The following is a 26239-nucleotide window of genomic DNA, read 5'->3' as shown; positions in this document are numbered from 1 at the left end:
CTTTTCTAACGACCGCAACAACACTCCTTCCAACGCAAACCGGTGACCATCGGCGCCGTGGTCGGCAAATGGAGGATCGAGATGAAGATTCATTCTGTGATCGGCGGCGGCGACGTGAAGCTGCATGTGCGCGAATGGGGCAAAGCTGATGCTCCAGCCATCCTCTTCATCCACGGGTGGTCGCAGAACCACCTTTGCTGGCGCAAGCAGTACGAGAGTGTGCTTGCGGACGCGTTTCGCCTCGTCGCCTTCGATCTTCGCGGCCATGGCATGTCGGAAGCGCCCGAGGCACAGCAGCAGTACACGGAGCCCAAGCCATGGGCGGACGATATTGCGGCCATCGTCGGCCAGCTCGGCCTGAACCGGCCCGTTCTCGTTGGGTGGTCTTATGCGGGCTTCATCATCTGTGACTATGTCCGCGCTTACGGCCAGGATGCGATTGCGGGGGTCAACTTCGTGGGTGCGGCTGTAACGCTTGACAGGGCCGCGTTCGGCGTTTTGATCGGCCCCGGCTTTCTCGATCACGTGCCGGGCGCGACCGCAGGCGACTTCCTCTCCAACGTCCAGGCCATTCGCGAATTCGTGCAGGGCTGCACCGCGCGACCGCTACCGAGAGACGAATACGAGGTGGCCCTGTGCTGGAATATCGTTGTGGCCCCAACAGTCCGGGCTGCGCTTGTCACGCGCGCGATCAACTCCGACGACGTTCTGACCATGTTAGAGAGACCTGTCCTCATGACTCAGGGCCGCAGCGACACGGTGATCCTCCCAGCAATGGGCGATCACATCCTCAAGACATGTCCGACGAGCACCGCTTCCTGGTACCCCGAGACCGGGCACGCACCCTTCATCGAGGACTCCTCCCGTTTCAACCGCGAACTCGCCGACTTCGTGCGCAAAGCGGCGACATCATAGCTGACGATAGAGGACATTTCGCGCCAAGGCTTGTGCTCAATCGGACCAGGCCGTCATGTCTGCTATTGGCGGCGCATTGCGGACGCAAGGGCTCGACGCAGCGAATTTCCGTCCGGGTTATGAACGCGGCCTGCGTATCCGCACCACACCTCCACTAGAACGTCGAGCCCGCCGTCAACAGCTTGGTCACGCTCGCTACCCTTGCTTCTTGCGCGCCAATTGATCATCCTTGCCGACGTTAGTTGCAACGCGGCCGGGGGGTTCGCACATGTCGACGCTTTATGCGCTGAAACCGGCCTTCCAGGCCAGGCTGCGGCCGCTTGCCGACCGGCTGGCCGCGGCCGGCGTCACCGCCAACCAGATCACGCTGCTGGCTGCCGCCCTGTCGGTTGCCACCGGCGTTGTGGTCGCGGCGCTTGCCGGCCATCGCGCGGTCTTCCTGCTGATGCCGGTGGTGCTGTTTGCGCGCATGGCGCTCAACGCCATCGACGGGATGCTTGCGCGCGAACATGGCCAGGCCTCAAAACTCGGCATGTATCTCAACGAGCTCTGCGACGCCGTCTCCGACCTGGCGCTGATCCTGGCCTTTGCCGTCATCTTCCCGGCCTGGGGCGTCGTCGCCTTTGCCGTCACAGCAGTGCTGGTGGAGTTCGCCGGCGTGCTCGGCATCGCGGCAGGCACCGGGCGCAATTATGCCGGGCCGTTCGGCAAGAGCGATCGGGCGCTGGCGCTCGGCATCGTCGCCGTTCTCGTCGCCTGCGACCTGTGGGTGGAAGCGATCACGCCGTTTGTGTTTCCGGCAATGGCTACACTCTCGCTGGTGACCGCCATCAACCGGATACGCAGCGGCCTTAACGGGAGCGGCGACTGAAATTCCGGTCGCATCCGCCTGGGGAAAAACATGCTTCATGAACCAACGATTGCTGCTTCCGCAGTTGAGCAGCGGGTGGCGCAGGACCGCACCTTCCGCACCCATGACGGCACCGAGATCTTCTACCGCTACTGGCCGGCGGTCGGGCAACCCGCCAGGGGCGCGGTCGTGCTGTTCCACCGCGGCCACGAGCATGGCGGCCGCATGGCGCATCTGGTCGACGAACTCGATATGCCCGGCCATGCCTTCTACGCCTGGGACGCGCGCGGCAATGGCCGCTCGTCCGGCGAGCGCGGCTATGCGCCGTCCTTTGCCGCGTTGGTGCGCGACATCGATTGTTTGGTGCGCGAGATCGGCAGGGACGGTTTTTCCCAGCGCGACATCGCGCTGATTGCGCAATCTTTCGGCGCGGTGCTCGCCGCCGCCTGGGTGCATGATTATGCGCCCGACATCCGCGCACTGGTGCTGGCCTCGCCGGCCTTCTCGGTCAAGCTCTACGTGCCCTTCGCCAAGCAAGGCATTGCGCTGTGGCAGAAGATCAAGTGCCGCTTCTTCGTCAATTCCTACGTCAAGGCCAAGTTCCTGACGCATGATCCCGAGCGCATCGCCTCCTTCGAGGCCGATCCGCTGATCACGCGGCCGATCGCTTCCAACATCCTGGTCGAACTCTACGACCACGCCGCGCGCATCGTCTCGGATGCCCGCGCCATCACCGTGCCGACGCAATTGCTGATCTCCGGCAGCGACTGGGTTGTGCGGCATGAACCGCAGCACGAATTCTTCGTCAATCTCGCCAGCCCGGCCAAGGAGCGGCATGTGCTGCCCGGCTTCTTCCACGACACGCTTGGCGAGCGCGACCGCCGCAAGGCACTCGACCTGATCAAGCCGTTCCTCGAAAGCCAGTTCTCGACGTCGCAGAAGCCGGTCGACCTGACCGCGGCCGACCGCGCCGGCTACACACGCGACGAGGCCGACCGGCTGGCCTCGCCGCTCGCTTTGCTATCGCCGAAAGGCCTCTACTGGGCAATGAGCCGCGCCTCGATCCGCGCGGGCGCCTGGCTGTCGTCAGGCATGAAGACCGGGATTGCAACCGGCTTCGATTCCGGCTCGACGCTCGACTATGTCTACGAGAACCAGGCGCAGGGCGCCGGTCCGCTCGGCCGCATGATCGACCGCACCTTTCTCGACGCCATCGGCTGGCGCGGCATCCGCCAGCGCAAGCTGCATCTCGAAGAGCTGATCGGCAGCGCAACTGAAACGCTGAAGGCCGCCGGCCGCACCGTCCATATCGTCGATATCGCTGCCGGCCACGGCCGCTACGTGCTCGACGCCGTCGCCAAATGCACCGAGCCGCCGGCCAGCGTGCGGTTGCAGGATTTTTCCGAGCTCAACGTTTCGCTCGGCTGCAGGCTGATCGCCGAGCGGCACCTGCCGACCAATGTCTCGTTCCACCAGGCCGACGCCTTCGACGCCGAGATGCTTGCCCGGCTCGAGCCGGCGCCGGACCTGGCCATCGTCTCCGGGCTTTACGAATTGTTTGCCGACAACGCCATGATCGCCCGCTCGCTCGGCGGGCTGGCCAGGGCGATGCAGCCCGGCAGCCTGCTTGTCTACACCAACCAGCCCTGGCATCCGCAGCTCGAAATGATCGCCCGCAGCCTGACCTCGCATCGCGGCGGCCAGGCCTGGGTGATGCGCCGGCGCACGCAAGGCGAGATGGACCAGTTGGTGGCGGCGGCCGGCTTCGAGAAGCTCGACCAGCGCATCGACCAGTGGGGCATCTTCACCGTCTCGGTCGCGCGGCGCGTCTGAGCATGGTCTTGCCTGCCCTTGGCCCTGCCCCTGCCCCTGCGCGCGAGCCGTACGCCGGCAGCGTGCTGCGGGCGGCCCTGTGGCTCGCATTCCTGGCGCCGTTCTTCTACGCGAGCTACGGCTTCGCCAACTGGCTGGCGTCGCAACGCGACGATGTCGGCAGCATCGTCTTTGCCTGGGAGCGCGGCATCCCGTTCATCGCCTGGACGATCGTGCCCTACTGGTCGATCAACCTGTTCTACGGCCTGTCGCTGCTGCTCAACGATACGAAGCGCGGCGTCGACCGGCTTGCCGGCCGCTATCTCACGGCGCAGATCGTCGCCGTCGCCTGTTTCATCCTGTTCCCGCTTACGGCGACCTTCGTGCGGCCGCAGACATCAGGCCTGCCGGGCTTCATGTTCGCGGTGCTCGGCGGCTTCGACAAGCCGTTCAACCAGGCGCCGTCACTGCACATCGCGCTGCTGGTCATCATCTGGGATCATTGGCGCTATCGGCTCAAAGGCATTGCAGGCGTCGTCTGGCATGCCTGGTGCTTGCTGATCGGCGCCTCGGTGCTGACGACGTGGCAGCACCATGTCATCGATATCCCGACCGGCGCTTTGCTCGGCTTTTTCGCCCTATGGCTGTTTCCGCGCAACGGCGAATTGCCGTTCGCCGGCTTCCGGCTGACCGCTGATGCCAGCGCGCGGCGGCTGGCGCTGTTCTACGCGCTGGTCGCAGCGCTGGCGCTGGCCGGCGCCGCTGCCGGCGCCTTCGTCTCCGCGCTGTGGCTCATCCTGCTGTGGCCAGCGCTGGCGCTGGCCATCGTTGCCTTCGCCTATGCCGGGGCCGGCGCCAAAGTGTTCCAGAAAACGGCCGACGGCAGCGTCTCACTGGCCAGCCGTGTTTTGCTGCTGCCCCACCGGCTCGGCGCCAGGATCAATGCATGGGTATGGACGCGCAAGCTGCCGCCGCATGTCGCCATTGCCGACGGTGTCTTCCTCGGCCGCTTTCCCACCGTCGCCGAGGCTGGCGCATTCGGCACGGTGATCGACCTTGCCGGCGAGCTGGAGCGGCCGCCCGGCGTCACCTGCCGCTGGACGGCGGTCGCCATGGTCGACCTTTTGCCGCCCACGCCAGCGGCGCAAGCGCAAGCGGTGGCGGCGATCGAGGACGCGCGCAGCCACGGCACCGTGCTGGTCTGCTGCGCGCTCGGCTTCCAGCGCAGCGCCGGCGCCGTCGCCGCGTGGCTGGTTGCCACCGGACGCTCGCCAACGCCGGCGCAGGCGCACGCGCGGCTCGCCGCATCGGGCCGGCCGGTGCATCTTCGGATCGCGATGGACGAGCCGGCATGAGTGCCCATCGAGACCAAGCCGAAACGTTCGCCGCCGGGCTGATGACGCAGGCGGTGTGGCCGCTGTTTTTGGTGCTGGCCGCATTGGCGGCCGCGCCGGTCATTGCCGTGGCAGCGCAGCCACAGGCGACCACGCTGGCGGCAGCGGCCTGGCTGGTCGCGGCAGCGAGCGGTGTGGTCACTCTCGCCGTCTCGGCCCTGCTTGTCTTCGACGCACTGCTGTTCTGGCTGATGGCGAGCCACATCAGCGAGGCCGCCGGCGGTGCCTCGGTCGACGACGTTCTGGCGCGCATGCGCGTCAAACCGGCCGCTGCCGGCATCCGCTCGCTCGACCGGCGCATCGCGGGCACGCAACGCCTGCTGATGAAGCAGCGCATCGCGCTCGGCCTGTTCGTGGCGGCGTCCCTCGTCGCCTTGTCTTTCTGAGCCCGACGATGAGCAAGCTCGGCACAAGGACCTTCACCCTGCTGCAGACCGTGACCTCGGTCGGCCTGTCGGCGCTGGCCTGGGCGGTGACCGGCGTGCGGCCGATCTGGAACGGCAGCCAGCCGTCGAACCGGCAGCGCATCTACTTCGCCAATCATGCCAGCCACGGCGATTTCATCCTGCTGTCGGCCTGCCTCAGCGAGAAGCAGCGCGCCCGCACCCATGCCGTCGCTGCCGCCGACTATTGGGGAAAATCGCGGCTGCGCCGGTTCATCGCGCAGGACATGCTGTCCTCGGTGCTCATCCACCGGCAGTGGACCGATGAGGCGCAGAATCCGATCTCGATCATGCTGTCGGTGCTCGACGAGGGCCATTCGCTGATCATCTTCCCCGAAGGCACGCGCAACATGACAGACCAGCCGCTGCTGCCGTTCCGCTCCGGCCTCTACAATCTGTCGATGGCGCGGCCCGGCGTCGAACTCATCCCGTGCTGGATCGAGAACATGTCGCGGGTGCTGCCCAAGGGCCAGTTCGTGCCGGTGCCGCTGCTCTGCCGCGTCGTCTTCGGCGCGCCGATCGCCATTGCGCCCGGCGAGGAACGCCGCGCCTTTCTCGACCGCGCCCGCCAAACACTGCTGGCGCTGAACCCCCGCCCGCCAACGCATGATGCGGAAAAGTGGAATCCGGTTTTCCGAAAAACATCATGCGACCAAAACAGCATCGAGCCCAAAGAACGTAGAGCCCAAAGAGCTGGAGATCGTGCCGGATCCGGTATCCGGCACGATGCTCCAATACACGATGCTCCCAGACACGATGTTCCAAGAGACGACTAGAACAACATGCCAATGCACGAGACCCTTATTATGGTTGTCGGCCTCGCTACGGTGCTGACCACGGCAAGCCTGGTCGCCGGCATCCTGTCGTGGCGCGCGCCGAAGCCGTTGTCCTCGACGCTGGTCAATCTCAACCAGCGCATCAACGCCTGGTGGGTGATGGTGGTGGCAATCACCGTCGCCTTCTTCTTCGGCCGCGCCGGCATGACCATCCTGTTCGCGCTGATCTCGTTTGCCGCCTTGCGCGAATTCGTGACGCTGACGCACAGCCGCCGCAGCGACCATTGGGTGCTGCTCGGCATGTTCGGCATCATCATCCCGTTCCAGTACTGGCTGGTGTGGACCGCCTGGTACGGCCTGTTCACCATCTTCATCCCGGTCTACTGTTTCCTGCTGATGCCGGCGATCACCGCGCTGCACGGCGACGCCGAGCGCTTTCTCGAGCGCGTCTCGGCGCAGCAATGGGCGGTCATGATCTCGGTCTACTGCGTCAGCCACGTGCCGGCGCTGCTGACGCTCGACGTGCCCGGCTTCGAAGGCCGCAACTTGTTGCTGGTCGCTTTCCTGATCATCACCGTGCAAGGCAGCGACGTGCTGCAATACATCTTCGGCAAGCTGTTCGGCAGGCACCTGATGTCGCCGAAGGTTTCGCCGTCGAAGACCTGGGAAGGGCTGGTCGGCGGGCTGGCGACGTCGAGCCTGCTTGGCGCGCTGCTGTCGTTCCTGACGCCGTTTTCGCCGCTCCAGGCGGCGGCCGTCGCCTTCATCGCCTGCCTGATGGGCTTCCTCGGCGGGCTGGTCGCCTCCGCCATCAAGCGCGACCAGGGGGTGAAGGACTGGGGCCACCTGATCGAGGGTCATGGCGGCATGATGGACCGCGCCGACAGCCTGGTCTTCGCCGCCCCGATTTTCTTTCACACGGTGCGCTATTTCTGGACGTGAGGGCGAGCTACGCCTCATTTTGCAGCGGCAAGCGGCGCTTTCTTGGCAGGGCGCGGCCGGCGGCGCATACGGCGCTTGGCAGCGACCTTCAGCGCAACCGGCGGATCGCTCGACAACGCGCCAAGAACGGCTTCGACCATGCCATACGCCACAAAATCGGCGTTGATGTCACTGGCCAATTTGCCGGCCGTCTCTTTGTCGTCGCCGTCCTTCGACCAGAACACGATGCCTACCCGCAGCGCCGGCTTGGCACGTTTCAGCCGACGAACCAGGAAACGGGCGTGCTTGACGGAGTCCCGGTTCAGGAATCCGGCCACCACGGTGTCGACGGCGTCGAGCTCGAGCCGGCGAATGCGCGCCGGTTCCATGTCGGCAAAGCTAGCCTTCGAGACCGTCGCTCCCTGGACTTCGAGCACCTGCGCCAGCATGGCGGCGGCGGCATCGTCGAGTTCGCCGCGGCCGCCAGCACAAAGCACCGATCTGTCCGTGCCATCGGGCAGTTCGGTGTCGTCCTCGCCCTCCGCTTGAACCAGCTTGTCCTCATCCGCTGTGGCAGGCTCGGCCGCAGCCGGATCATCGTCCTCCTCCGCTTCCTCCTGTGCGCTGTCATCGAGGTTCGCCACCAGCGTCTCCGCACTGGCTGCCACCCGCCGTCTTTGCTCATCGCCCATGACACCTCGCACGCGATCCTGCTCGCCGAGCAGAAGTGCGGGAATGGCGACCTCGTCATAGAATTCGAACAGATACTTTTGCTCCAAGATCTCCTCGGCGTGATCTGTGGCTTCCTCTGGATCGCCGGCCAACAGCCGTTGGTAGAGCCGGGCGTGGGGTTCGAGCACCGGTTCGTTGCCGAACAGGACGTCGAGGAATTCGAACTGCGGCACGTGCCTGCCGAGCACGACGAGACAGACAGTGAGCGGCGTCGACAGAACCAGGCCCAGCGGGCCCCAGAGCCAGGTCCAGAAGATAGCCGCGACGATGATGGCCAATGGCGAAAGCCCGGTGCGCGAGCCGTAGAGCCAAGGTTCGATGACGTTGCCGGTGATCATTTCCATCACCACGAACAGCCCGGCGGTCCACAGCACGAGCGACCAGCCGGGCGCCACGGCAAGCGCCAGGAACAGAGGCAGCAGCGCACCGATGATCGGGCCGATATAGGGAACAAAGCGCAGCGCCAGCGCCAGCAATCCCCACAGCAGTGCATTGGGTATGCCAAGAACCCAAAGCCCTGCCGTAATCGGTATCGCATAGACGATATTCACGACCAACTGGATGAGAAGATACCGGCCGACCCGCTTGCCGGCATCCTGGAGCGCTTCGGTGGTTCGATGAAGATCGCCATAGCCGACGAGGCGTATAAAACGATCGCGCAGGTCCTCGCGCTCGAGCAGCATGAATATGGCGACGACGATGATCAGACCGGCCGATGCCAGCGGGCTGATCAGCGGGCCGATCAGGTTCTGGAGAACCTGGAGCGGCCTTTCGCGCGCGATGATCTCGACGGGCACCGGCTCGCGCCGTGGCTGATCCGCGGCGGGCCGTGAGGTTTCCTGCCTGTCGAGTTCCTGGCCAACGCGTGCGATCACCCCGCTCAGCCTGGCGATGATGCCTCCGCCGACGCCGGTCTCCTTCAGGGATCGCACCTTGGTCAGGATATTTGACTGGTAAAGCGGGATGTTCTGCGCCAGTTCGCTGACCTGCGTGGCGACGATGAAGGAGAACAGCGCAAGGACCATGAATGCGCCCAGCACACTGGCGATGACCGCAGGAAGACGGGGAATGCCGACTCGTTTGAGCGCCGAAACCAAGGGTGCAAGCGCAAAGGTAAGCAGCAGAGCGATTGCGATCGGCAGGAAAACCTCGCGCCCGAAATACAGGGCCGCAACCGCCGCCACGACAGTCGCGACGGTGGGCAGTGACATGCGCGGGAGGGCCCTGGCACCGGAAACAATGCCCACCAGCCCGGGCTCCGACGGGAGCATGCCGTTTCGACGATTAGCCGCCACTTGATGCCTCCACCCTGCCAATCACCATGATCAGGCATGTTGAGCCGGCGTGCAACTTTCGCTTCTTCGCGCCGGCGAGCCCGACCGCAGGGTGGGTAATACCCTTTTTGTCCGGCCCGCGCTCCGCAAGGTCAACCTCTTCCAAACGGCGGCTCACTGTTGCTGTGTCAGGCCTGGCCGGGATGGCTCAGCCAGTGACGGTCGAACACGTCGAGAATGGCCCGGAATTCGGCCGGCGGGATCTGGTTGGCCCCGCCGTCGCTGTCTCCGACGAGGAATTGCGCCAACTGCCGGTCAACCGCTTCCGTCTGCTCGACGGATAGGCCAAGCGATGCCAGATCCGCGGCGATCGACCCGTCGGGCGGCAGATATCCGCCCCATGCCTCGGGCACCGGATTGCGCAAGCGGATCATCAGGATCCTGGTCAGGGACGGCTGCGGCTCCGGGCCGATGATGGTGGTGCCGCACATATAGCCGCCAAGCACGCTTCCCGGCCGCGACTGTGGGAACAGACAGAGGAAGAAGTGGGCGGCGTCGCCGTTGGTTTCCTTCAGATGCGCATAAAGGCCGCGTTTTGCCGGCGTCACCGGTCCGCCGACCAGCAGTTGTCCGGTCGGCAACACCTCGCGATAGGCGGCAGTCAGGCCGTGCGCCCCCAGCCCGGCCTCTATCGACAGGCTGCCCCTGATCAACTGGCCGCGATAATACGGCGACAAGGCGCGCGAATAACACGCGTAGGTTCCGGCAAGGGCCAATCCAAGGCTTCGCTCCTCATGCCCGGACGCCGTCTCGAAATGCGCACCGGCGCGGCGTTCCAGTTCGGCCCTCTCGATGCCGTGGCGGGCACAGATCGCCGCCGTGAAGCCTGGCAGGTCGCTCTCGGCGATCCAGGCGCCGGGCTGCTCCAGCTTAAGAAGCTTTGACCAATCGTCGTAGACGCTGAGCTGGCGTGGCTGGGCGCGGCCCTGCAGCCATTTGTCGGCGCGGCCGAGATCGAACGCCGTCTTCGGGTTGACGCCCCGGAACGCCGCCGCAAGATCCTTGCGGCTGACGGTTCCCAGCAGGGCTGCAGTCAGCCGTAACTTCTGCGCGATATGCTGTGCCATCCCCGCCTGCCCCTTATGCCACCACAAGGCATAACATGTGCCAGCACTTGCTCCCACCGCCTTCATTGCGGGCCGGACTTCTCCTAAAGTCTATATTCCAGGAAATCCGCAGAATTCCACGCCGCTCCACGCGCCTGCCCTTTTCGCCCCGCCGGACAGCGCTAAGGTCGCGCAGGGCAAGGGCAACATGAAACTCACGCTATCTAGGCTTGAATACCAACCCCCTTCCTCAGTCATTTGAACGACGGCGAGCCGAGCTCTCGCAACCACCACAAACGGCGTAGATGCTGCCTCAACAAGGAAGGAACAATTCGATGGCCTGGACTGCTTCTCCCAAAATCCCGTTCACCGCGGTTGCGGCTGGATCCGCCGCGCTGCTGCTGCTGACCTTCGGGCCGGACGGACCGTCGCGTGCTGCTGCCAGCTCGCGTGCGGCAGCGACATATGGCAAGCCGGCGTCTCCGGTCATCGAGCCGACCCGCATCGAAGTCGACGGCGGCGCGCACGTGATACGCTTTTACATCGACGGCAAGCAGGTCGCCCTGCTCGACTCGACCGGCTTCAAGGATTGAACTCACGGCCGGCGGCCGCGTAAGCCTGACGCGCGGCGGTTCCTCGCCGCCGCACTTTTCCACAAGCGATATTCCTGGAATTCCGGAGAATTCCACCATACACGGGTCGTGTTCGAGCCGACGGCTGTGGTTAACCTTACGTTGACCATGGAGGGACGCCGTCATGAAACTTGCCCTGTCTGCACTTCTCGCCGTGCTCGCACTGTCGCAAACCGTGGAGGCCAAAACGAAAGTCGTTGCCAACGCGGCCACAGCCGAGAAAAGCCGGCCGCCGCTCGACAATAAGTCCACAGGCGGGATCACCGCTTCGTCCGGTGCAATGGCGGCGCCGGTCGACAAGAATGTGTCCAGTCCGTATCCGCCGGCGATCTATTTCGATTTCTAGAGTTTCATCCATCCCTGATGGAGGGGCTCTATCTCTTCATTTCGACCGCACCGCGCTTGCGGTGCCCGGGATCGGCGGCACCTGATCGACAGGTCACTTGATTGACAGGCCACCTGATCGACAGGCTTAGTCGGCGGCGCCAGGCCATGATCCTCCACGCTTGAAATCGGCTCAACCACGCGGCATCGCCGGGACCGACTTCGACGGGCGATGCTGCCCACCTGAGATGTGCAACGCGGGCCTGCCCGCATCACGCGCCGGAGATGGCACAGTTTGCCACCACGCTTGACCTTGCCGCCGTCCGCCGGATAGTCGGTTGTCCGGCTCCGATGAAAGACCCCGATATGGCAGACGCGATCGTAAGAGACAGCAACGGCGCCCAGTTGAACGACGGCGATTCCGTCACCCTGATCAAGGATTTGAAGGTCAAGGGCACGTCGGAGACGATCAAGCGCGGCACGCTGGTGAAGAACATCCGCCTTACCGGCAATCCCGGCGAGATCGAGTGCAGCACCAAGCAGGTGAAGGGCCTGGTGCTGAAGACCGAGTTCCTGAAAAAGGCGTGATCGCCTGATGGCCCGGATGCCAGCCCAGCGCCGCCATTATGCTCTGCGCAGAACCGACGCCGCGCCCCAGCGCCGGGGCAGGTCCCTTGAAGGCCATTGAAACGCAACTATATCAATAACTAAGCGTGCGGTGCACGCGAAACGTAGTGCTTTGGTCAAGCTTCATCTGTGGAGGTTGTCATGGCAATTAAAATGATGGAAGGAAAGAAGGGCCAGGATTGGATCAATCTGGTCCTTGCGATCTGCCTGTTCATCTCACCCTGGATCATCGGCTTCGCTGCTGAAGCCAATCCTGCGTGGAACGCCTGGATTGCCGGCATCGTGCTCGGCGCCCTGGCTCTCGCCACGCTTTCGGCATTCGCCGAATGGGAAGAGTGGGTGAACCTTGTTGTCGGGCTCTGGCTGATCGTTTCGCCCTGGTTGCTCGGCTTTGTGGCGAACTTCAACGCGATGGGGACCCATGTGGTCCTCGGCGTGCTGGTGGTCGCGGCATCGGCCTGGGCAGTCTGGGACTACCGTCATCATCCGCCAGCGCATGCGTGATCGGTGACGACCAAGGGAGGAGCCCAGCGCGCGAGCGACGGGCTCTTCTAGAGCCTGAGATCGGGACGCAGGCCCGCGAGCCGGGCTACTCCTTTGTGCGCAAAAATCGGCCGCCGCTGTCCGGTGTGTGCCGGTGTGGCGTCTTCCGAACCAGAGCCCTGTCATCCAGGGTCTGCAGTGCAGCAGAACCTGGATGGCGGTGCTGAGCTGCCTTTCGCCGACATGCCGGCCTGGCGAACTTCCGCTTATGTTGCATTGCGTTAGATTTGTTGCATTGCAATATCAATGCATTGCGTCGAGTCTTCGCAACGGGGCTTTTTCAACGACCTATACGAGGATTCGCCGTGTCAGCATCGTTTCGGCCTGATATCGAAGGGCTGCGTGCGTTGGCGGTGTCCGGCGTCGTCGCGTTCCATTTTGGTCTGTCGGACCTGCCGGGCGGCTTCACTGGCGTCGACATCTTCTTCGTCATCTCCGGCTATCTGATCACCGGCCAGCTGCTGCGGGAAATCGCCGAGGATGGCAGGCTGGACTTGTGGCGGTTCTATGCAAGGCGCGCCCGGCGCCTGCTGCCGGCCTCGCTGTTCGTCATCTTCGCCACGCTGGTCGCCGGCTACTTCATCCTGTCGCCGGACGAACAGTCGCTCTATTCGAAAGGCGCAATGTTCGCCTCGGCCTATGCGATAAATTTCTGGCTGATCCGCTGGTCGTTCGACTATTTCGCCCCCGACGCGGCAAACAACCCCTTCATCCACTTCTGGTCGCTCTCGGTCGAGGAGCAGTTCTATTTCGTATGGCCGGGGCTGCTTCTGCTGGCCGCATGGCTGCGTCCGGGCAAACGCACGGCGATCCTGGTGATCGGCCTCACCGGCGCGGTGTCGTTCGCCGTCTGCGCCTGGCTCACCACCGTGGCGCAGCCCTGGGCCTTCTATTTCTCGCCGCTCAGGGCCTGGGAATTCGCCGCCGGCGGCCTGGCGACGATGGCGCCGGCAAAATTCTGGCGCGAGCGCCCGCAACTGGGCGCAGCACTGGCATGGCTTGGCCTGGTGCTGATCGCCGGCGCCTATCTGACCTTCAGCGAGCGGGACACCCCCTTCCCTGGCTTCGCGGCGGTGGTGCCGGTGGCCGGCACCGTGCTCCTGCTGCTCAGCGGCTCCGGCAATGTCCAAAGAGGGCCGAGCGCCATGCTGGCGCTGCCGCCTTTGCAATGGGTGGGGAAACTTTCCTACTCGCTCTATCTCTGGCACTGGCCGGTCATCGTCTATGCGACGATGATGGTGCCTGACCTGTCCTGGCCCGGGCGGCTTGCCTGCGCGGCATTGACGCTGGCGCTGTCGATCTTCACCTATAATTTCATCGAAAACCCGATCCGTCGCAATGGCTGGCTGATGGCGAACGCGGCGCGCGCGCTAATCCCCGCCGCAATGCTGACCGGCGCTGGCGTCATGGCGACTTACGCCAATGCGCGGCTTGCCGTGGACGGCCTCGATCCCTCACAACGCATCATTGCCGAAACTGCCGCGAAGCCCTCCACCGCGCGCGCCAAGGTGGGCTGCGTTCTCGACTACGAGACCGTGACGCCGAAGCCCTGCGTGTTCGGCGCCAAGAATGCCGAGCGCTCGATTGCGCTGTTCGGCGATTCGCATGCCGACCACTGGTCGACGCCGCTGATCGAGGCGGCGAAGAAGAACGACTACAAGGTCGTCACCTGGCTGAAAGCCGCCTGCCGGGCGTCGCGGCTGACGGTCTGGAGCTCGAAGCTGAAGCGCGACTACACCGAGTGCGATCAATGGCGCGAGCAATCGATCAAGGAGATCATCGCCCTGCGCCCGAGCCTGGTGGTGATCTCGGAGATCTCGCTGACCAGCTCGCGCAAACTGTCGCCCGACGCGCAGCAATCCGACAGCCTGGATCAGGACTGGCAGGCCGGCCTTCGCGCAACGCTGGAGGCGTTCAGCCAGGCCGGGCTGAAAGTCGCCTTCATCCGCGATGTGCCGTTCAACAGCATGTTTGTCGACACCTGCGTGGCCCGCGCGCTGTGGCGCGGACAGACGCCATCGATATGCGACGCGCCGCGAACCGACGCCGCCAACGACACCATGGCCGCGCTGGAGCGCGACATCGTGCGCGCCGTACCCAACGCGACCTATATCGACATGACCGACCGGTTCTGCGACGCCAAGACCTGCCATGTCTTCATCGACGGCAAGCTGGCCTACCGTGATCGCCACCACATGGCGACGCCCTTTGCGAAAACCCTGGAGCCGCCGGTCGAGCGCGCGCTGTTCTCCAACACTGTGACCACACAGCCGTAAAGTAAGGCGGGAGGCGACTGCCCGCTCAGGCAGGTCTTCCTCGTCCGGCGCCTCTGGCTGTCGCCACGCTTTCGGCATTCGCCGAATGGGAAGAGTGGGCGAACCTTGTTGTCGGGCTATGGCTGATCGTTTCGCCCTGGCTGCTTGGCTTCGCGGCGAACGTCAACGCGATGGGAACCCATGCGGTTCTCGGCGTGCTGGTGGTCGCGGCGTCGGTCTGGGCAGTCTGGGACCACCGTCGTCATCCGCCAGCGCATGCGTGATGGTGACGACTTAGGGGAGCCCGGCGCGCGAGCGGCAGGTTCCTCTAAAGCCTGAGATCGGTGCGCAGGCCTGCTCGCCGGGCCAGTCACCTCCTGTGTCAAAAATCGGCCGTCGCGTGGGTTCAGGCTGGCGCTGGCGCTGCGCTTCCTGACGTGCACGCCGACGTGCACATCGCGGCTGCAGTCCGCGAACTTCCGCTTATATTGCACTGCGTTAGATTTTTTGATTATGTTGCACCGCGTTAGATTTTTTGCTTATGTTGCGCTGCCTTAGATTTTTTGCAGTGCATATCGGCGCATCGCGTTGAGTCTTCGAAACGGGTAGCTTTTTTCAACGACTCTACGCGAGGTATCGCCGTGTCGCCATCGTTCCGGCCGGATATCGAGGGCTTACGCGCGCTGGCGGTGTCAGGCGTCGTCGCGTTCCATTTCGGTCTGTCGGACCTGCCGGGCGGCTTCACCGGCGTCGACATCTTCTTCGTCATCTCCGGCTATCTGATCACCGGCCAGCTGCTGCGGGAGATCGCCGAGGATGGCAGGCTGGACCTGTGGCGGTTCTACGCAAGGCGCGCCCGGCGCCTGTTGCCGGCCTCGCTGTTCGTCATCTTCGCCACGCTTGTCGCCGGCTACTTCATCCTGTCGCCAGACGAACAGGCGCTCTATTCGAAAGGCGCCATGTACGCCTCGGCCTATGCGATCAATTTCTGGCTGATCCGCTGGTCGTTCGACTATTTCGCCCCCGATGCGGCGAACAACCCCTTCATCCATTTCTGGTCGCTCTCCGTCGAGGAGCAGTTCTATCTCGTGTGGCCGGTGCTGCTTCTGCTGGCCGCATGGCTGCGCCCAGGCAGGCGGACGGTAATCCTGGTGATCGGCCTCGCCGGCGTGGTGTCGTTCGCCGTCTGCGCCTGGCTCACCACCGTGTCGCAGCCCTGGGCCTTCTATTTCTCGCCGCTCAGGGCCTGGGAATTCGCCGCCGGCGGGCTGGCGACGATGGGCCCGGCAAGATTCTGGCGGGACCGGCCGCGGCTCAGCGCAGCGCAGTCATGTCTCGGCCTGGCGCTGATCGCCGGCGCCTATCTCATGGTGAGCGAGGATTCCCCCTTCCCCGGGGTGATTGCGCTGGTGCCGGTCGCCGGCACCGTGCTGGTGTTGCTCAGCGGCAGCGGTGCAAGCCGGAGCGCGGCGCAGAACCTACCGATCAGCGTGCTGGCGCTGCCGCCTTTGCAATGGCTTGGCAAGCTTTCCTACTCGCTCTATCTCTGGCACTGGCCGGTCATCGTCTATGCGACGATGATGGTGCCCGACCTCTCCTGGCCCGGGCGGCTTGCCTGCGCGGCATTGACGCTGGCGCTGTCGATCTTCACCTACCACTGGATCGAAAACCCAATTCGCCGCAACAGCTGGCTGATGGCGGGAGCGGCGCGGGCGCTCGTTCCCGCTGTCATGCTGACCGGTGCGGGCGTGGTCGTGGCCTATGGCAATGCGCGCTTTGCCGAGCACAATCTCAGCCCCGAACAGCGCGTCATCGCAAGCAGCGCGGCGCAGAGTTCCACGGCGCGCGCGACCAACGCCGGCTGCGTGCTCGATCTGGAAACCATCAAGCCGAACCCTTGCGTGTTTGGCGCGAAGGATGCCGAGCACTCGGTGGTGCTATTCGGCGATTCGCATGCCGACCACTGGTCGACGCCGCTGATCGAGGCGGCCAGCAAGAACAACTACCGGGTTGTCACCTATCTGAAATCCTCCTGCCGCGCCTCGCGGGTGACGACCTGGAACTCGCGGCTGAAGCGCGACTACACCGAATGCGACCAATGGCGCGAGCAGTCGATCAGGGACATCATTGCCTTGCATCCGAGCCTGGTGGTGATCTCGGAATTCTCGATGGGTAATATGATGCGGGAATCGCCCGATGAATTGAAGCACGCCAATTGGAACGAGGAGTGGCGGAGCGGCCTGCGCTGGACCCTGGGGGCGTTCAGTCAGGCCGGGATCAGGGTCGCGGTCATCAGAGACGTGCCCTTCAATAGCAGCTATGCCGACAAATGCGTGGCACGCGCCCTGTGGCGCGGCCAGACGCCGGCCGCATGCGACACGCAGAGGGTGATGGCCGCCAATGACGACATCGCCAAGGAAGAGCGCGACATCGTGCGCGGCATTCCGAACGCCACCTATCTCGACATGACGAACCGCTTTTGCGATCAGACCACCTGCCATGTGTTCATCGACGGCATGCTGGCCTTCCGCGACCGCCACCACCTTGCAACGCCCTTTGCGGCAACGCTGGAGCCGCCGATCGAGCGCGCGCTGTTCTCGAAGGTGGCGGCGGAGAAGTAAGGGCGGCGCAAGACGCGCTTTTTCACCCGACTCAGTGCAGGCCAAACTCACGCAGCAGTTCTTCGCGATAGCGCACGAACCGGCTTTCGCTGCGATCGCGGGGGCGCGGCAGTTCAACCTCGACCAGCCGTGCTGCGCCGCCTTTCTCCCTGGGCAGGATCAGCACCCTGTCGGCAAGATAGATCGCTTCCTCCAGATCATGGGTGACCATGACCATGGTGACGTTCTCCTCGCGCCAGATGCGCGCCAGTTCCTCTTGCATGCCGATCTTGGTCATGGCGTCGAGCGCGCCTAGCGGCTCGTCGAGCAGCAGGATTTCAGGCTGCACGGTCAAGGCCCGGGCGATGCCGACGCGCTGCGCCATGCCGCCCGAAAGCTGCCGGGGATAGGCATCGCTGAATTCGGCCAGACCGACGAGCGCGATGTAGAAGCGGGCCTTGTCCTCTGCCTCCGCCTTGGGCACGCCCCGCACTTCGAGGCCAAAGGCGACGTTGCCGAGTACCGTCAGCCAGGGCAGCAGGCGCGGTTCCTGGAAGATGACCGCGCGCTCGGCGCCGACGCCATGGACCGGCCTGCCGTCGATCGCGACACCGCCACTGTCGGCAGCCTCTAGCCCGGCAAGAATGCGCAGCAGCGTGGTCTTGCCCGATCCGCTGGCGCCGACGATGACGAGACATTCGCCGGAGCGGATGTCGAGGTTGAGCGCCCTCAGCACGGCAAGCGGGCGCCCGCCAAGGGTGAAGGATTTGGAGAGGTCACGTATCGTGACCTCGCCGCCGCTTGTGGTGGCCATGGTCCGTCTCCCGGTCAGTTGGTTTTCGTTTCGCCGCGCCGGTAAAGGATGTCAGCGGCTTTCAGCTCGCCCTTGGGCAGGCGGCCGTCGCGCTCGAGCACGCTGACCCAGAAGTCGATGTCGCGGTCGTCAGCCTTCGCCCCTTCGCGCAGGCCGAAGCCGGTCCAGTAGCGCGCCAGCTCGCCATTTTCGCCGCGCTTGTCGAGGATGTCCGCGAGCACCTTGCGCGCCTCGTCCGGGTTCTGCCGCGACCAGTCGGCGGCGCGGGCCGACTGTTCGACGAAATTGCGGGCGCCATCCGGATGCGCTGCGATGAAGTCGCGCCGCAGGACGATGAAGCCGCCGGCCAGTTCGCCCAGCACATCAGTGTCGTTGAACACGCCGCGCACGCCGCCCTTATCGACCAGCGCGCCGGCAAACGTCGCCTGCCAGTAGCCCAGTGCCGCGATATCGACCTGGCGTGACCGCAAGGTCTGTTCAAGCTGCGGCCCGGGCACGACGACGAGGTTGGCGGCATCCGGCGGCAGGCCGACGCCGTGCAGCGCCTCGCGCACGGTGTAGTCGAGATGGGCGCCGAGCGTGTTGACCGCAATGGTCTTGCCGGCGATGTCGGCGATCGATTTGATCGGACTGTCTTCCAGCACGTAAAACACGCTGCGCACTCGGCCGTTGATGCCGTTGCTTGGATAGGCGGCGACGAAGTCGTTGCCGCCGGAGATCGAATTGATCACCGCAGCGGTTGCGGCCGAGCCGAGATCGACGCTGCCGGAGGCGAGCGCGAACAGCGATTCCGGGCCGCCGCTGGAGTAACCGACATTCTCAAGCTTGACGCCGACCTCCTTGAAATAGCCGAGCGCGTCCGCCAGTTCATGCGGCGAGATGCTGCCGCGGCTGGCGAGGTAGCGCAACGTGACCGGCGCGGTTTGCGCAACGGCAAAGCGAGGCAGGCCGGAGGCGATGATGCCGGCGGCAAAGGGAACGCCCGCAAGCAGGGATCGGCGAGTGATTGGCATGGTCCGGTCTTTCCTGTTGGACGATGGGGCCTGTTGGAGGATGGGGCCTGTTGGGGGATGGTGCCTGTTGGAGAGGATGGTTGAAAGCTGGTCAGTCGATGGGATTGCTCCAGCGGCAGAGCCGCCGCTGCAGGCTGACCAGCGCCTGATTGGCGATCAGGCCGAGGCCGGCAAGGATGACGATCGCTGCAAACATCAGCGGGATCTGGAAGTTGTACTGCGCGTTCATCACCTGGAAGCCGATGCCCTTGTTGGCGCCGATCATTTCGGAAGCGATCAGCAACAAGAGCGCCGTGGTCGCACTCAGCCTCAGCCCGACGAAGATCGACGGGACGGCCCCTGGAAGCACGACCCGGCGAAACGCGGTGAGCCGCGTGGCGCCATAGACCCGGGCCATCTCGAGCAGTTTCGGATCGACTTGCTTGACGCCGCTGATGGTGTTGAGCAGCAGCGGAAACAGCGTCGCCCAGAAGATGACGAAGACCTTTGATGCCTCCCCCAGCCCGAGCAGCAGGATGAACACCGGGTAGAGCGCCAACGCCGAGGTCTGCCGGAAAACCTGAAGGATCGGATCAAGCGCGGTTTCGACGGCGCGCACCTGGCCCATGAACAGACCGAGCGGGATGGCAACCGCCACCGCCGCCGCGAAGGCGAGACCGGCGCGCTGCAGGCTGATGGCGATGTCGCCAAGCAAGGTGCCGCCGGCCAGACCGTTCCACAATGCGGAGACGATCGTGTCGATCGGCGGCAATACCGCGGCGTTGACCCATCCCGCGCGGCTCGACACCTGCCAGATCGCGAGGAAGGCGATCAGGATGCCGTAACGGGACAGGATGCGGATGACAGTGCGGTTGGCCAGGCGCGGGAAATCGGCGCCAAGGCCGGTTCTGTCTTCACGTGCACGGATCGTGACCGGCTGCTCGATGTGTTGCAAACTCATCGTCTTGCCCCTTTCGCTTAAGAGAATTTATTCAGCCGCCAGCACCTTGGAGCGGGCGGCGGTCCAGGGATTTTCCGGCCGCCTGAGGCCGAGATTCTCGCGCAGCGTCCTGCCTTCGTAGGCGGTGCGGAACAGGCCGCGACGCTGCAGCTCGGGGATCACCAGGTCGACGAAATCGTCGAGCGCGCCAGGCAGCCACGGCGGCAGGATGTTGAAGCCGTCGGCGGCCTGGTTGCCGAACCATTCCTCCAGCTGATCGGCGACCTGCGCCGCGCTGCCGATGACGGTGTAGTGGCCGCGTGCCGTCGCCACCCACTGGTAGAGCTGGCGGATGGTGAAGTTGTGCTCGTCGGCAATCTGGCGGATCAGCGCCTGGCGGCTCTTCATGCCTTCGGTTTCCCGGCTCGGCGGCAGCGGTCCGTCGAGCGGGTAGCCCCTGATGTCGAGCGTCTGGCCAGCCAGCCCGTTGAGCAGGGCCACGCCATCCTCGGGCAGGATCAACTCGTTCAGCTGCTGGTACTTGGCGCTGGCTTCCTCTTCGGTGCGGCCGACGAAGGGTGCTACGCCCGGCATGATCAGCACCTGCCCGGGATCGCGGCCGACCGCCGCCACGCGCGCCTTGATGTCGCGGTAGAATTCTTGCGCCGAGGCCAGGTTCTGATGGGCGGTGAAGATGACCTCAGCCGACTGGGCGGCGAGCCTGCGTCCGTCCTCCGACTGCCCGGCCTGCACCACCACCGGATGGCCCTGCACCGGTCGCGGCACATTGAGCGGGCCTTTGACGCTGAAATGCCGGCCCTTGTGATCAATGTCGTGAAGCTTGTCCTTGTCGTAGAAGCGGCCCGACTTCTTGTCGCGGATGAAGGCATCGTCTTCCCAGCTGTCCCACAGCGCCTTGACCGTCTCGACATGCTCATGCGCCCGGGCATAGCGCTCGGCGTGGGCAGGCTGCGTCTCGCGATTGAAATTGCGCGCGGTCTCGTCGCCCGCCGAAGTTACGACATTCCAGCCGGCCCGGCCGTTCGACAGCAGGTCGAGCGAGGCGAACTTGCGGGCGAGCGTATAGGGCTCCTCATAGGTGGTGGAGGCGGTGGCGATGAAGCCCAGATGCGTGGTGAGCGGCGCCAATGCGGCAAACAGCGTCACCGGCTCGAACCCGGCGATCTTGGCATTGCCGCCTTCGCGGGCGCCGAGGCCGACGGTCAGATTGTCGGCGAGGAAATAGGCGTCGAACAGGCCGCGCTCGGCGGTCAGCGCGAGCTGCCTGTGGAACTCGAAATTCGTCGCGCCGTCGGCCGGCGCGTCAGGATGACGCCAGGCTGCGATATGCTGTCCGCCACCGGGCAGGAAAGCACCAAGCTTGATCTGCCTCGACTTGCTGGGTCTGGTCATTGCGGGCTCCTTCTGAGCTGTGCGGGAAGCGAATTGAGGACACGGGGCCGGTGGCGTGTTCAGGCGGCAAGACCGACGCTGCGTGGCACCGCCCGGCATGCTTCGGCGACCGCTTGGCTGGCGCGAGCATGGATGGCTTCGGACACCAGCACGCCGTTGGCGAAGTCCTTGTCGGAGGCATAGATCGCGGTCGGCAGGGTCAGCGCCTCGAAGAAGCCGAACAGCGGCCGCAGCTGATGTTCGACCACCAGCGAATGACGATCGCCGCCGCCGGTCGCAGCAAGGATGACCGGCTTTCCCCGCAAGGATGACGGGTCGAGCAGGTCGAAGAAATGCTTGAAAAGCCCGGTGTAGCTGCCTTTGAAAGTCGGCGAGCCAACCACCAGGACGTCGGCGCCCAGCAATCGCTCGACGATGTTCCTGGCCAATGGATCCAGATCGCCAATACGCCTTGCCAGCGGAAAGGACCGACCGAGATCCTCGATGTCGAAAACGGTCGAGGCTGCACCGGTGCTGCTCGCCACCTCCGCAACGATGTGGCTGATGAACGCCTTGGTCTTCGACGGACGGGTCAGGTTACCCGACAGCCCCACCACCAGATTTTTCGACATTTGGGCTCCTCGCAAAACGCTTGTGTGCGTTAACTCTACTAAGTTTATAGAGTTTCATGAGAGAGAAGATTTCAAAACGAGCCCGCCAAGCGGATTGAGTTTGCGGCACATCGCCGTTGATTGGTTCTTTCGACGCGAAATGCGAACGGCGAGTTCGGCAACGGCGCCTTGACCGCATTCCGGCCATGCGTTGATGATCTCAGCGCACCAAAGGCATCGCCCCGGGGATTCGCATGAAAACAGGGATTCGCATGAAAACAGCCGTTCTAACGTACCTCCTCCTGGCCATTTTGCTGGCGTCGCCGGCGAAGGCGGGCTGGAAGCCGGTCGAAAAAGTCGAGACCTACGCCGTTTCAGGGCAGACCGGTCCCCAGCTCCATGCCTCGATGGGCGAGCGCGGGCCGACGATCGGCAAAAGCAGGGTCCGTGCCATGGCCTATACCAATTTCAAGCTGACCTGGGTCAGGGACTATCAGCGGCAAGGCAATGCCTGCGTGCTGGTGTCGGCGCGCCCAAAACTCATCATAACCTACACCTTGCCCAAAATATCCGGGCCGGCGCCGGCAGTCGTGCAGAAGAGCTGGGACGTTTTCGCCGCTGGCCTCGCCGCCCACGAAAAGGTGCATGGCGACATCATCGTCGACATGGTCCGCAAGATCGAGACGGCGACCATCGGCCTGTCCGTCCCCGACGATCCCGGCTGCAAAAAGATCAGGACCGAAATGACCAGCCGGCTTGCCGAACTCTCCCAGGCGCAGCGGCAGGCAAGCCGCGATTTCGACCGGGTAGAATTCGCCCCACGCGGCAATCTGCAGCAGCTCATCGTCGCTTTGCTGATGGGGCGGTAGGTTCACCGAGAGGAGAAGCAGTGAGGTGGAGCTGGAAATTAAGGCAAGGTGGGCGGGACAGCGCTCTGGACAGCGCCACCCTCTGTCCTGCCGGACATCTCCCCCACAAGGGGGGAGATTGGCCGTCATCTTTGATTTCGCCAATCGCCAATCTCAAAAAAAGAGGCGCTGTCGGCGGAACTGCCCATCTCCCCACTTGTGGGGAGATGCCAAGTTTTTTGGCAAGGAGGGCAGGACAGAGGGGGGCGCCGTAGAGCGCGGGCCTCGCCTCACTCCGCCACCGGCGTCCACATCACATCCTCGACCCTGCCCGCCCCCGTCGCCAGCATCACCAGCCGGTCGAAGCCGAGCGCGGCGCCGCTCGCCTGCGGCATGATGGCCAGTGCGGCGAGGAAATCCTCGTCGATCGGATAGCGCTCGCCATAGATACGCTGCTTCTCGTCCATCTCGAGGATGAAGCGCCGGCGCTGCTCGGCGGCGTCGGTCAGTTCGCCGAACGCATTGGCCAGTTCGACGCCGCAGCAATAGAGCTCGAAGCGCTCGGCGGTCCTCGGTTCATCGGCGCTCGGCCGGGCAAGGGCGGCTTCCGAAATCGGATAGCCGTAAAGAATGGTGGCGCGCCCCTGCCCCAGCCCCGGCTCGATCTTTTCCACCATCACCCGGCTGAACAGATCGGCCCAATTGTCGTCGGGCGCGGTGCGCAAGCCCGCCTGGACCAGAGCCGCGTGCAGCGCCTCGCGATCGGTGCTGCCGTCGGCGGCGACCGTGGCCAGCAGATCGATGCCGGCATAGCGGATAAAAGCCTCGACGACGCTCAACTGTTCCGGCTCGGCGAACGGATCGGCCTCGCGGCCGCGAAAGGCGAAGCGTCTTGTGCCGGCACGTTCGGCGGCCAGCGCGACAAGCCCGGCGCAGTCGCGCATCAGGCTCTCATAGGTCTCATCGGCCCGGTACCATTCGAGCATGGTGAAGGACGGATGGTGCAATGGGCCGCGCTCGCGGTTGCGATAGACGGCACTCAGGCTGAAGATGCGCCTCTCGCCGGCGGCGAGCAGCTTCTTGCAGGCGAATTCCGGCGAGGTGTGCAGATAGAGCGGCAGGTGCCGCCCATCCGGGCCAATCGCCTCGGTGGCGAAGGCCGACAGATGCGCCTCGTTGCCGGGCGAGACCTGCAGCGCCGCCGTCTCGACCTCGACGAAGTCGCGGCGGGCAAACCAGTCGCGCAGGGCCGCAGTGATGGCATTGCGCAGGATCAGCCGCGGCCGCCGGTCGGCGTGCACATCAGGCGTCCACCAGGGCGAGGCGGCGGTCATGACGACAGGATTTGCATCGAGGACTGGCGATTGCCGCCAAGATGCGCTAGGCCGCACCGGACGGCTCCCGCAGCCGATTTGCGCCGGTCGGCGCTCCCAGGCCAGTCAACGCCGTTAGGAATAAAGCCCGTGAAGGTCATCGCCAGTTCCCTACGCAAAGGCAATGTCGTCGAAAAGGACGGCAAGCTCTATGTGATCCTCTTTGCCGAAAACATCCATCCGGGCAAGGGCACGCCGGTGACCCAACTCGACATGCGCCGCATCTCCGACGGGGTAAAGGTTTCGGAGCGCTACCGCACCACTGAGCAGGTCGAGCGCGCCTATGTCGAGGAGCGCGAGCATACCTTCCTCTACCACGACGCCGAAGGCTATCATTTCATGAACCCGGAAAGCTACGACCAGGTCGCGGTGCCGGAAAGCGTGGTCGGCGAGACGGCGCCTTATCTCAAGGAAGGCATGGCTGTACAGATTTCCCAGTACAACGGCATCGCCATCTCGCTGGTGCTGCCGCAGCGAGCCACCTTCGAGGTGGTCGAGACCGAGCCGGTGACCAAGGGCCAGACGGCCTCCTCGTCCTATAAGCCGGCGACGCTGTCCAACGGCGTGCGCACGCTGGTGCCGCCGCACATCACCGCCGGCACCCGCGTGGTGGTGATGACGGCCGATGGCGCCTATGTGGAGCGCGCCAAGGACTAAGAGGGAGGATCATTTTTGTCGTCGCTGCCGGCGTCGCGCGCCATGAATGCCAAGGCGCAACTCGCGCCGGGACCGCGATGCGTGCCCTCTCCTTCACTGAAACGGTGCAGACTCAGCCAAGGATAAAACCCGCCACCAGAACTGTAAGGATCATCGACAGCGGAACGGCAAGCAGGCAGCAGGCCTCCAAAGTGTTGATTTGCCAAAAGTTCATCGGGCGCTTCCCAGTTGATTTCTTATCTAAACGGGCAGACCGGGATGGCAGTTCCACGAAAAATCTCCGGCGTCATTCCGTGCCACGATCATGCCGATCGACACGAACCCCGGTCATCCAGCGGGCACGCGCCAGATGCGTCGCCCAGGCCCTGAATGCCCGTTCCGGCTCCTGCTCCGGATCAATGTGCAGAACGCTGTGGGCGACCTCACGCCAATCGGCGCCGTCCGCCGAAGCATCGAGCAGCCGCATGTAAGTCAGCATGCAGTGCTCGTCATACGCGGTCAGCGCCGAAGACGTCGGCGCCGTATCTGCGAAATGAGCGTTTTGCGGCATCTTTGGCATCGTGATCTACCAGCAATGGCGCAGCGTAACAGGCGGTCGGGAAACCCGCGCCCTTCAATCGGAGGATGCTGGCGGATCGAGCTTCGCCTCCAGCCTGATCACCCATCGATGCGGCGCCACGCCCGTCCGTTCGCGCCCTACCTCCGCGGCCGCCGCATCAGCATCATTCCGTAATGCACCGCCAGCAAGTCCAACCCGATCTTGAGCAGCTTAGACAGCACATCCCGCGGCTCGCCGGTCTGTTCGGCGAGGCTCTTCACCGTTTCGCCGGCGCAGCAGACTTTTTGCACTACGACCGACACCTCCCAATGCGCAAGCGCTCTGGTGGCGTCGGCATAGGCGCGGCCGGCGGACAGGATGCGGTCGGCAACGCCGCCGCCGATGCGTCCGCCGTCGACGCGCTCGGTCAGCGCCATCGGCTTGACGCCGTCCTGTCCTGAAACGCGAAAATCCTCGCGGTAGCGCATGCCCGCCTCGCGCTGCTGGCGCGACAGCGAGGTGATGCCGGTCAGCGGGTCGACGTTGCGCACGCGCACGATGCCGCCGGTCGCGGTGTGGCCGTTATTGGACACCTCATAGACGCGCCTCGCCTCCAGCGTGCCGGTCGCCAGCCGCTTGCGGCCGAAGGCATCGTCCTTCAGCCCGAAATCATGGCCGACCTGCTTGCGGATGCGCACCTGCTCGGCCTCGCCCGTGGGCAATTTGGGCGGCTTGGGTTTGGCCTTTTGGGCGGTCTTCTTGCTCATGGACAGTCTCCTCGTTTGATTTGCTGCCTTCGCAGAACCTGGGTGGCTCGGCGCAGCCGAGACGGAGAGGGGCTATCGCGCCGCACGTTGGCGATTTCGTCGC

General features: G+C 64.5%; 25 protein-coding genes and 2 pseudogenes. 16 read left to right on the top strand and 11 right to left on the bottom strand.

The annotated features are described in order from the left end of the window. Window positions 1–81: 81 nt before the first annotated feature. From BQ8794_RS29825 to BQ8794_RS29795, 7 genes and pseudogenes are all read left to right on the top strand, one after another. Window positions 82–915 (top strand): alpha/beta fold hydrolase, encoded by an 834-nt coding sequence (locus BQ8794_RS29825; RefSeq protein ID WP_077383467.1) that lies wholly within the window; start codon window positions 82–84, stop codon window positions 913–915. A gap of 268 nt (window positions 916–1183) precedes the next feature. Beyond that, window positions 1184–1786: a CDP-alcohol phosphatidyltransferase family protein gene (locus BQ8794_RS29820; RefSeq protein ID WP_077382630.1), complete on the top strand. Its 603-nt coding sequence runs from the start codon at window positions 1184–1186 to the stop codon at window positions 1784–1786. Between the two features lie 30 nt (window positions 1787–1816). Continuing rightward, the gene (locus BQ8794_RS29815) at window positions 1817–3598 is read left to right on the top strand and encodes a bifunctional alpha/beta hydrolase/class I SAM-dependent methyltransferase (RefSeq protein ID WP_077382625.1); all 1782 of its coding nucleotides are present in this window, start codon (window positions 1817–1819) and stop codon (window positions 3596–3598) included. A 2-nt stretch (window positions 3599–3600) separates the two neighbouring features. Continuing rightward, complete coding sequence (locus BQ8794_RS29810) at window positions 3601–4932, top strand: phosphatase PAP2/dual specificity phosphatase family protein (protein ID WP_077382622.1); 1332 nt, start codon at window positions 3601–3603, stop codon at window positions 4930–4932. Continuing rightward, complete coding sequence (locus tag BQ8794_RS29805; protein WP_077382619.1) at window positions 4929–5357, top strand: hypothetical protein; 429 nt, start codon at window positions 4929–4931, stop codon at window positions 5355–5357. Before BQ8794_RS29810 ends, BQ8794_RS29805 begins: the two co-directional genes overlap by 4 nt. Window positions 5358–5365: 8 nt before the next feature. Continuing rightward, window positions 5366–6025: pseudogene (locus BQ8794_RS29800) on the top strand (lysophospholipid acyltransferase family protein); the annotation flags it as partial. Window positions 6026–6202: 177 nt separating this feature from the next. Then, a complete protein-coding gene (locus BQ8794_RS29795) occupies window positions 6203–7132 on the top strand; it encodes a phosphatidate cytidylyltransferase (protein WP_077382616.1) in 930 nt (309 codons plus the stop codon). Between the two features lie 14 nt (window positions 7133–7146). Here the strand turns inward: BQ8794_RS29795 and BQ8794_RS29790 are convergent, their stop codons facing one another. Continuing rightward, complete coding sequence (locus BQ8794_RS29790; RefSeq protein WP_167378897.1) at window positions 7147–9138, bottom strand: AI-2E family transporter; 1992 nt, start codon at window positions 9136–9138, stop codon at window positions 7147–7149. Window positions 9139–9305: 167 nt separating this feature from the next. After that, entirely contained in the window at window positions 9306–10244 is a 939-nt protein-coding gene (locus BQ8794_RS29785) for a hypothetical protein (protein ID WP_077382608.1), read from the bottom strand. Window positions 10245–10558: 314 nt separating this feature from the next. Between BQ8794_RS29785 and BQ8794_RS29780 the strand changes: the two genes are divergently transcribed. The 7 genes and pseudogenes from BQ8794_RS29780 (at window position 10559) to BQ8794_RS29750 (ending at window position 17225) form a co-directional block, all read left to right on the top strand. Further along, entirely contained in the window at window positions 10559–10816 is a 258-nt protein-coding gene (locus tag BQ8794_RS29780) for a hypothetical protein (RefSeq protein WP_077382605.1), read from the top strand. Window positions 10817–10979: 163 nt separating this feature from the next. Further along, window positions 10980–11201: a hypothetical protein gene (locus BQ8794_RS29775; RefSeq protein WP_077382602.1), complete on the top strand. Its 222-nt coding sequence runs from the start codon at window positions 10980–10982 to the stop codon at window positions 11199–11201. A 344-nt stretch (window positions 11202–11545) separates the two neighbouring features. Further along, window positions 11546–11767, top strand: coding sequence for an alkylphosphonate utilization protein (locus tag BQ8794_RS29770; protein WP_077383465.1), 222 nt, complete (start codon window positions 11546–11548; stop codon window positions 11765–11767). A 180-nt stretch (window positions 11768–11947) separates the two neighbouring features. After that, the gene (locus tag BQ8794_RS29765) at window positions 11948–12310 is read left to right on the top strand and encodes an SPW repeat protein (RefSeq protein WP_077382599.1); all 363 of its coding nucleotides are present in this window, start codon (window positions 11948–11950) and stop codon (window positions 12308–12310) included. A gap of 344 nt (window positions 12311–12654) precedes the next feature. Further along, window positions 12655–14625 carry an acyltransferase family protein gene (locus BQ8794_RS29760; RefSeq protein ID WP_077382597.1) on the top strand — a complete coding sequence of 657 codons (1971 nt, stop codon included), beginning with the start codon at window positions 12655–12657 and terminating at the stop codon, window positions 14623–14625. 53 nt (window positions 14626–14678) lie between these two features. Then, window positions 14679–14888 (top strand): annotated as a pseudogene (locus BQ8794_RS29755) (SPW repeat protein); the annotation flags it as partial. 357 nt (window positions 14889–15245) lie between these two features. Beyond that, the gene (locus BQ8794_RS29750) at window positions 15246–17225 is read left to right on the top strand and encodes an acyltransferase family protein (protein ID WP_077382590.1); all 1980 of its coding nucleotides are present in this window, start codon (window positions 15246–15248) and stop codon (window positions 17223–17225) included. A gap of 31 nt (window positions 17226–17256) precedes the next feature. Here the strand turns inward: BQ8794_RS29750 and BQ8794_RS29745 are convergent, their stop codons facing one another. The 5 genes from BQ8794_RS29745 to msuE all read right to left on the bottom strand — a co-directional run bounded on the left by BQ8794_RS29745 (window position 17257) and on the right by msuE (window position 21974). Continuing rightward, entirely contained in the window at window positions 17257–18018 is a 762-nt protein-coding gene (locus tag BQ8794_RS29745; protein ID WP_077382587.1) for an ABC transporter ATP-binding protein, read from the bottom strand. A gap of 14 nt (window positions 18019–18032) precedes the next feature. Next, the gene (locus BQ8794_RS29740) at window positions 18033–19031 is read right to left on the bottom strand and encodes an ABC transporter substrate-binding protein (RefSeq protein WP_077382584.1); all 999 of its coding nucleotides are present in this window, start codon (window positions 19029–19031) and stop codon (window positions 18033–18035) included. Between the two features lie 91 nt (window positions 19032–19122). After that, window positions 19123–19971 carry an ABC transporter permease gene (locus tag BQ8794_RS29735; RefSeq protein WP_077382581.1) on the bottom strand — a complete coding sequence of 283 codons (849 nt, stop codon included), beginning with the start codon at window positions 19969–19971 and terminating at the stop codon, window positions 19123–19125. A 27-nt stretch (window positions 19972–19998) separates the two neighbouring features. Then, window positions 19999–21363 (bottom strand): LLM class flavin-dependent oxidoreductase, encoded by a 1365-nt coding sequence (locus tag BQ8794_RS29730; RefSeq protein ID WP_077382578.1) that lies wholly within the window; start codon window positions 21361–21363, stop codon window positions 19999–20001. A 59-nt stretch (window positions 21364–21422) separates the two neighbouring features. Continuing rightward, window positions 21423–21974, bottom strand: a complete 552-nt coding sequence (msuE, locus tag BQ8794_RS29725; protein ID WP_077382575.1) for an FMN reductase — start codon at window positions 21972–21974, stop codon at window positions 21423–21425. A gap of 233 nt (window positions 21975–22207) precedes the next feature. Here msuE and BQ8794_RS29720 point away from each other — a divergent pair, with 233 nt between their 5' ends. Further along, a complete protein-coding gene (locus BQ8794_RS29720) occupies window positions 22208–22822 on the top strand; it encodes a DUF922 domain-containing Zn-dependent protease (RefSeq protein ID WP_244555156.1) in 615 nt (204 codons plus the stop codon). Window positions 22823–23091: 269 nt separating this feature from the next. Here BQ8794_RS29720 and epmA read toward each other — a convergent pair whose 3' ends face one another. Next, window positions 23092–24135, bottom strand: coding sequence for an EF-P lysine aminoacylase EpmA (gene epmA, locus BQ8794_RS29710; RefSeq protein ID WP_077382566.1), 1044 nt, complete (start codon window positions 24133–24135; stop codon window positions 23092–23094). A gap of 129 nt (window positions 24136–24264) precedes the next feature. On the opposite strand from epmA, the gene efp reads away from it, so the two are divergent. Further along, window positions 24265–24831, top strand: a complete 567-nt coding sequence (gene efp / locus BQ8794_RS29705) for an elongation factor P (protein ID WP_077382563.1) — start codon at window positions 24265–24267, stop codon at window positions 24829–24831. A gap of 112 nt (window positions 24832–24943) precedes the next feature. Here the strand turns inward: efp and BQ8794_RS36125 are convergent, their stop codons facing one another. The 3 genes from BQ8794_RS36125 to BQ8794_RS29695 all read right to left on the bottom strand — a co-directional run bounded on the left by BQ8794_RS36125 (window position 24944) and on the right by BQ8794_RS29695 (window position 26136). Beyond that, window positions 24944–25102, bottom strand: a complete 159-nt coding sequence (locus tag BQ8794_RS36125; RefSeq protein WP_210189878.1) for a hypothetical protein — start codon at window positions 25100–25102, stop codon at window positions 24944–24946. A 15-nt stretch (window positions 25103–25117) separates the two neighbouring features. Beyond that, window positions 25118–25390: a DNA -binding domain-containing protein gene (locus BQ8794_RS29700; protein ID WP_077382560.1), complete on the bottom strand. Its 273-nt coding sequence runs from the start codon at window positions 25388–25390 to the stop codon at window positions 25118–25120. Between the two features lie 137 nt (window positions 25391–25527). Then, window positions 25528–26136, bottom strand: a complete 609-nt coding sequence (locus BQ8794_RS29695; protein ID WP_077382557.1) for a DUF6456 domain-containing protein — start codon at window positions 26134–26136, stop codon at window positions 25528–25530. Window positions 26137–26239 lie beyond the last annotated feature (103 nt).

Origin of the sequence: Mesorhizobium prunaredense (assembly GCF_900156895.1) — a bacterium.
In the GTDB taxonomy this organism is placed as follows: Bacteria; Pseudomonadota; Alphaproteobacteria; order Rhizobiales; family Rhizobiaceae; genus Mesorhizobium; species Mesorhizobium prunaredense.
The sequence above is the reverse complement of the archived record's forward strand: the minus strand, read 5'-3'. Positions and strand labels throughout refer to the sequence as shown.

Bases quoted from the DNA above. Each gene is read 5' to 3' on its own strand.
- epmA (WP_077382566.1), bottom strand. From the start codon at position 24,135: ATGACCGCCGCCTCGCCCTGGTGGACGCCTGATGTGCACGCCGACCGG.
- BQ8794_RS29825 (WP_077383467.1), top strand. From the start codon at position 82: ATGAAGATTCATTCTGTGATCGGCGGCGGCGACGTGAAGCTGCATGTG.
- msuE (WP_077382575.1), bottom strand. From the start codon at position 21,974: ATGTCGAAAAATCTGGTGGTGGGGCTGTCGGGTAACCTGACCCGTCCG.
- BQ8794_RS29695 (WP_077382557.1), bottom strand. From the start codon at position 26,136: ATGAGCAAGAAGACCGCCCAAAAGGCCAAACCCAAGCCGCCCAAATTG.
- BQ8794_RS29785 (WP_077382608.1), bottom strand. From the start codon at position 10,244: ATGGCACAGCATATCGCGCAGAAGTTACGGCTGACTGCAGCCCTGCTG.
- BQ8794_RS29700 (WP_077382560.1), bottom strand. From the start codon at position 25,390: ATGCCAAAGATGCCGCAAAACGCTCATTTCGCAGATACGGCGCCGACG.
- BQ8794_RS29720 (WP_244555156.1), top strand. From the start codon at position 22,208: ATGAAAACAGGGATTCGCATGAAAACAGCCGTTCTAACGTACCTCCTC.
- BQ8794_RS29805 (WP_077382619.1), top strand. From the start codon at position 4,929: ATGAGTGCCCATCGAGACCAAGCCGAAACGTTCGCCGCCGGGCTGATG.
- BQ8794_RS29740 (WP_077382584.1), bottom strand. From the start codon at position 19,031: ATGCCAATCACTCGCCGATCCCTGCTTGCGGGCGTTCCCTTTGCCGCC.
- BQ8794_RS29780 (WP_077382605.1), top strand. From the start codon at position 10,559: ATGGCCTGGACTGCTTCTCCCAAAATCCCGTTCACCGCGGTTGCGGCT.
- BQ8794_RS29745 (WP_077382587.1), bottom strand. From the start codon at position 18,018: ATGGCCACCACAAGCGGCGGCGAGGTCACGATACGTGACCTCTCCAAA.
- BQ8794_RS29775 (WP_077382602.1), top strand. From the start codon at position 10,980: ATGAAACTTGCCCTGTCTGCACTTCTCGCCGTGCTCGCACTGTCGCAA.
- BQ8794_RS29770 (WP_077383465.1), top strand. From the start codon at position 11,546: ATGGCAGACGCGATCGTAAGAGACAGCAACGGCGCCCAGTTGAACGAC.
- BQ8794_RS29730 (WP_077382578.1), bottom strand. From the start codon at position 21,363: ATGACCAGACCCAGCAAGTCGAGGCAGATCAAGCTTGGTGCTTTCCTG.
- BQ8794_RS29815 (WP_077382625.1), top strand. From the start codon at position 1,817: ATGCTTCATGAACCAACGATTGCTGCTTCCGCAGTTGAGCAGCGGGTG.
- BQ8794_RS29810 (WP_077382622.1), top strand. From the start codon at position 3,601: ATGGTCTTGCCTGCCCTTGGCCCTGCCCCTGCCCCTGCGCGCGAGCCG.
- BQ8794_RS29795 (WP_077382616.1), top strand. From the start codon at position 6,203: ATGCACGAGACCCTTATTATGGTTGTCGGCCTCGCTACGGTGCTGACC.
- BQ8794_RS29765 (WP_077382599.1), top strand. From the start codon at position 11,948: ATGGCAATTAAAATGATGGAAGGAAAGAAGGGCCAGGATTGGATCAAT.
- BQ8794_RS29735 (WP_077382581.1), bottom strand. From the start codon at position 19,971: ATGAGTTTGCAACACATCGAGCAGCCGGTCACGATCCGTGCACGTGAA.
- BQ8794_RS29820 (WP_077382630.1), top strand. From the start codon at position 1,184: ATGTCGACGCTTTATGCGCTGAAACCGGCCTTCCAGGCCAGGCTGCGG.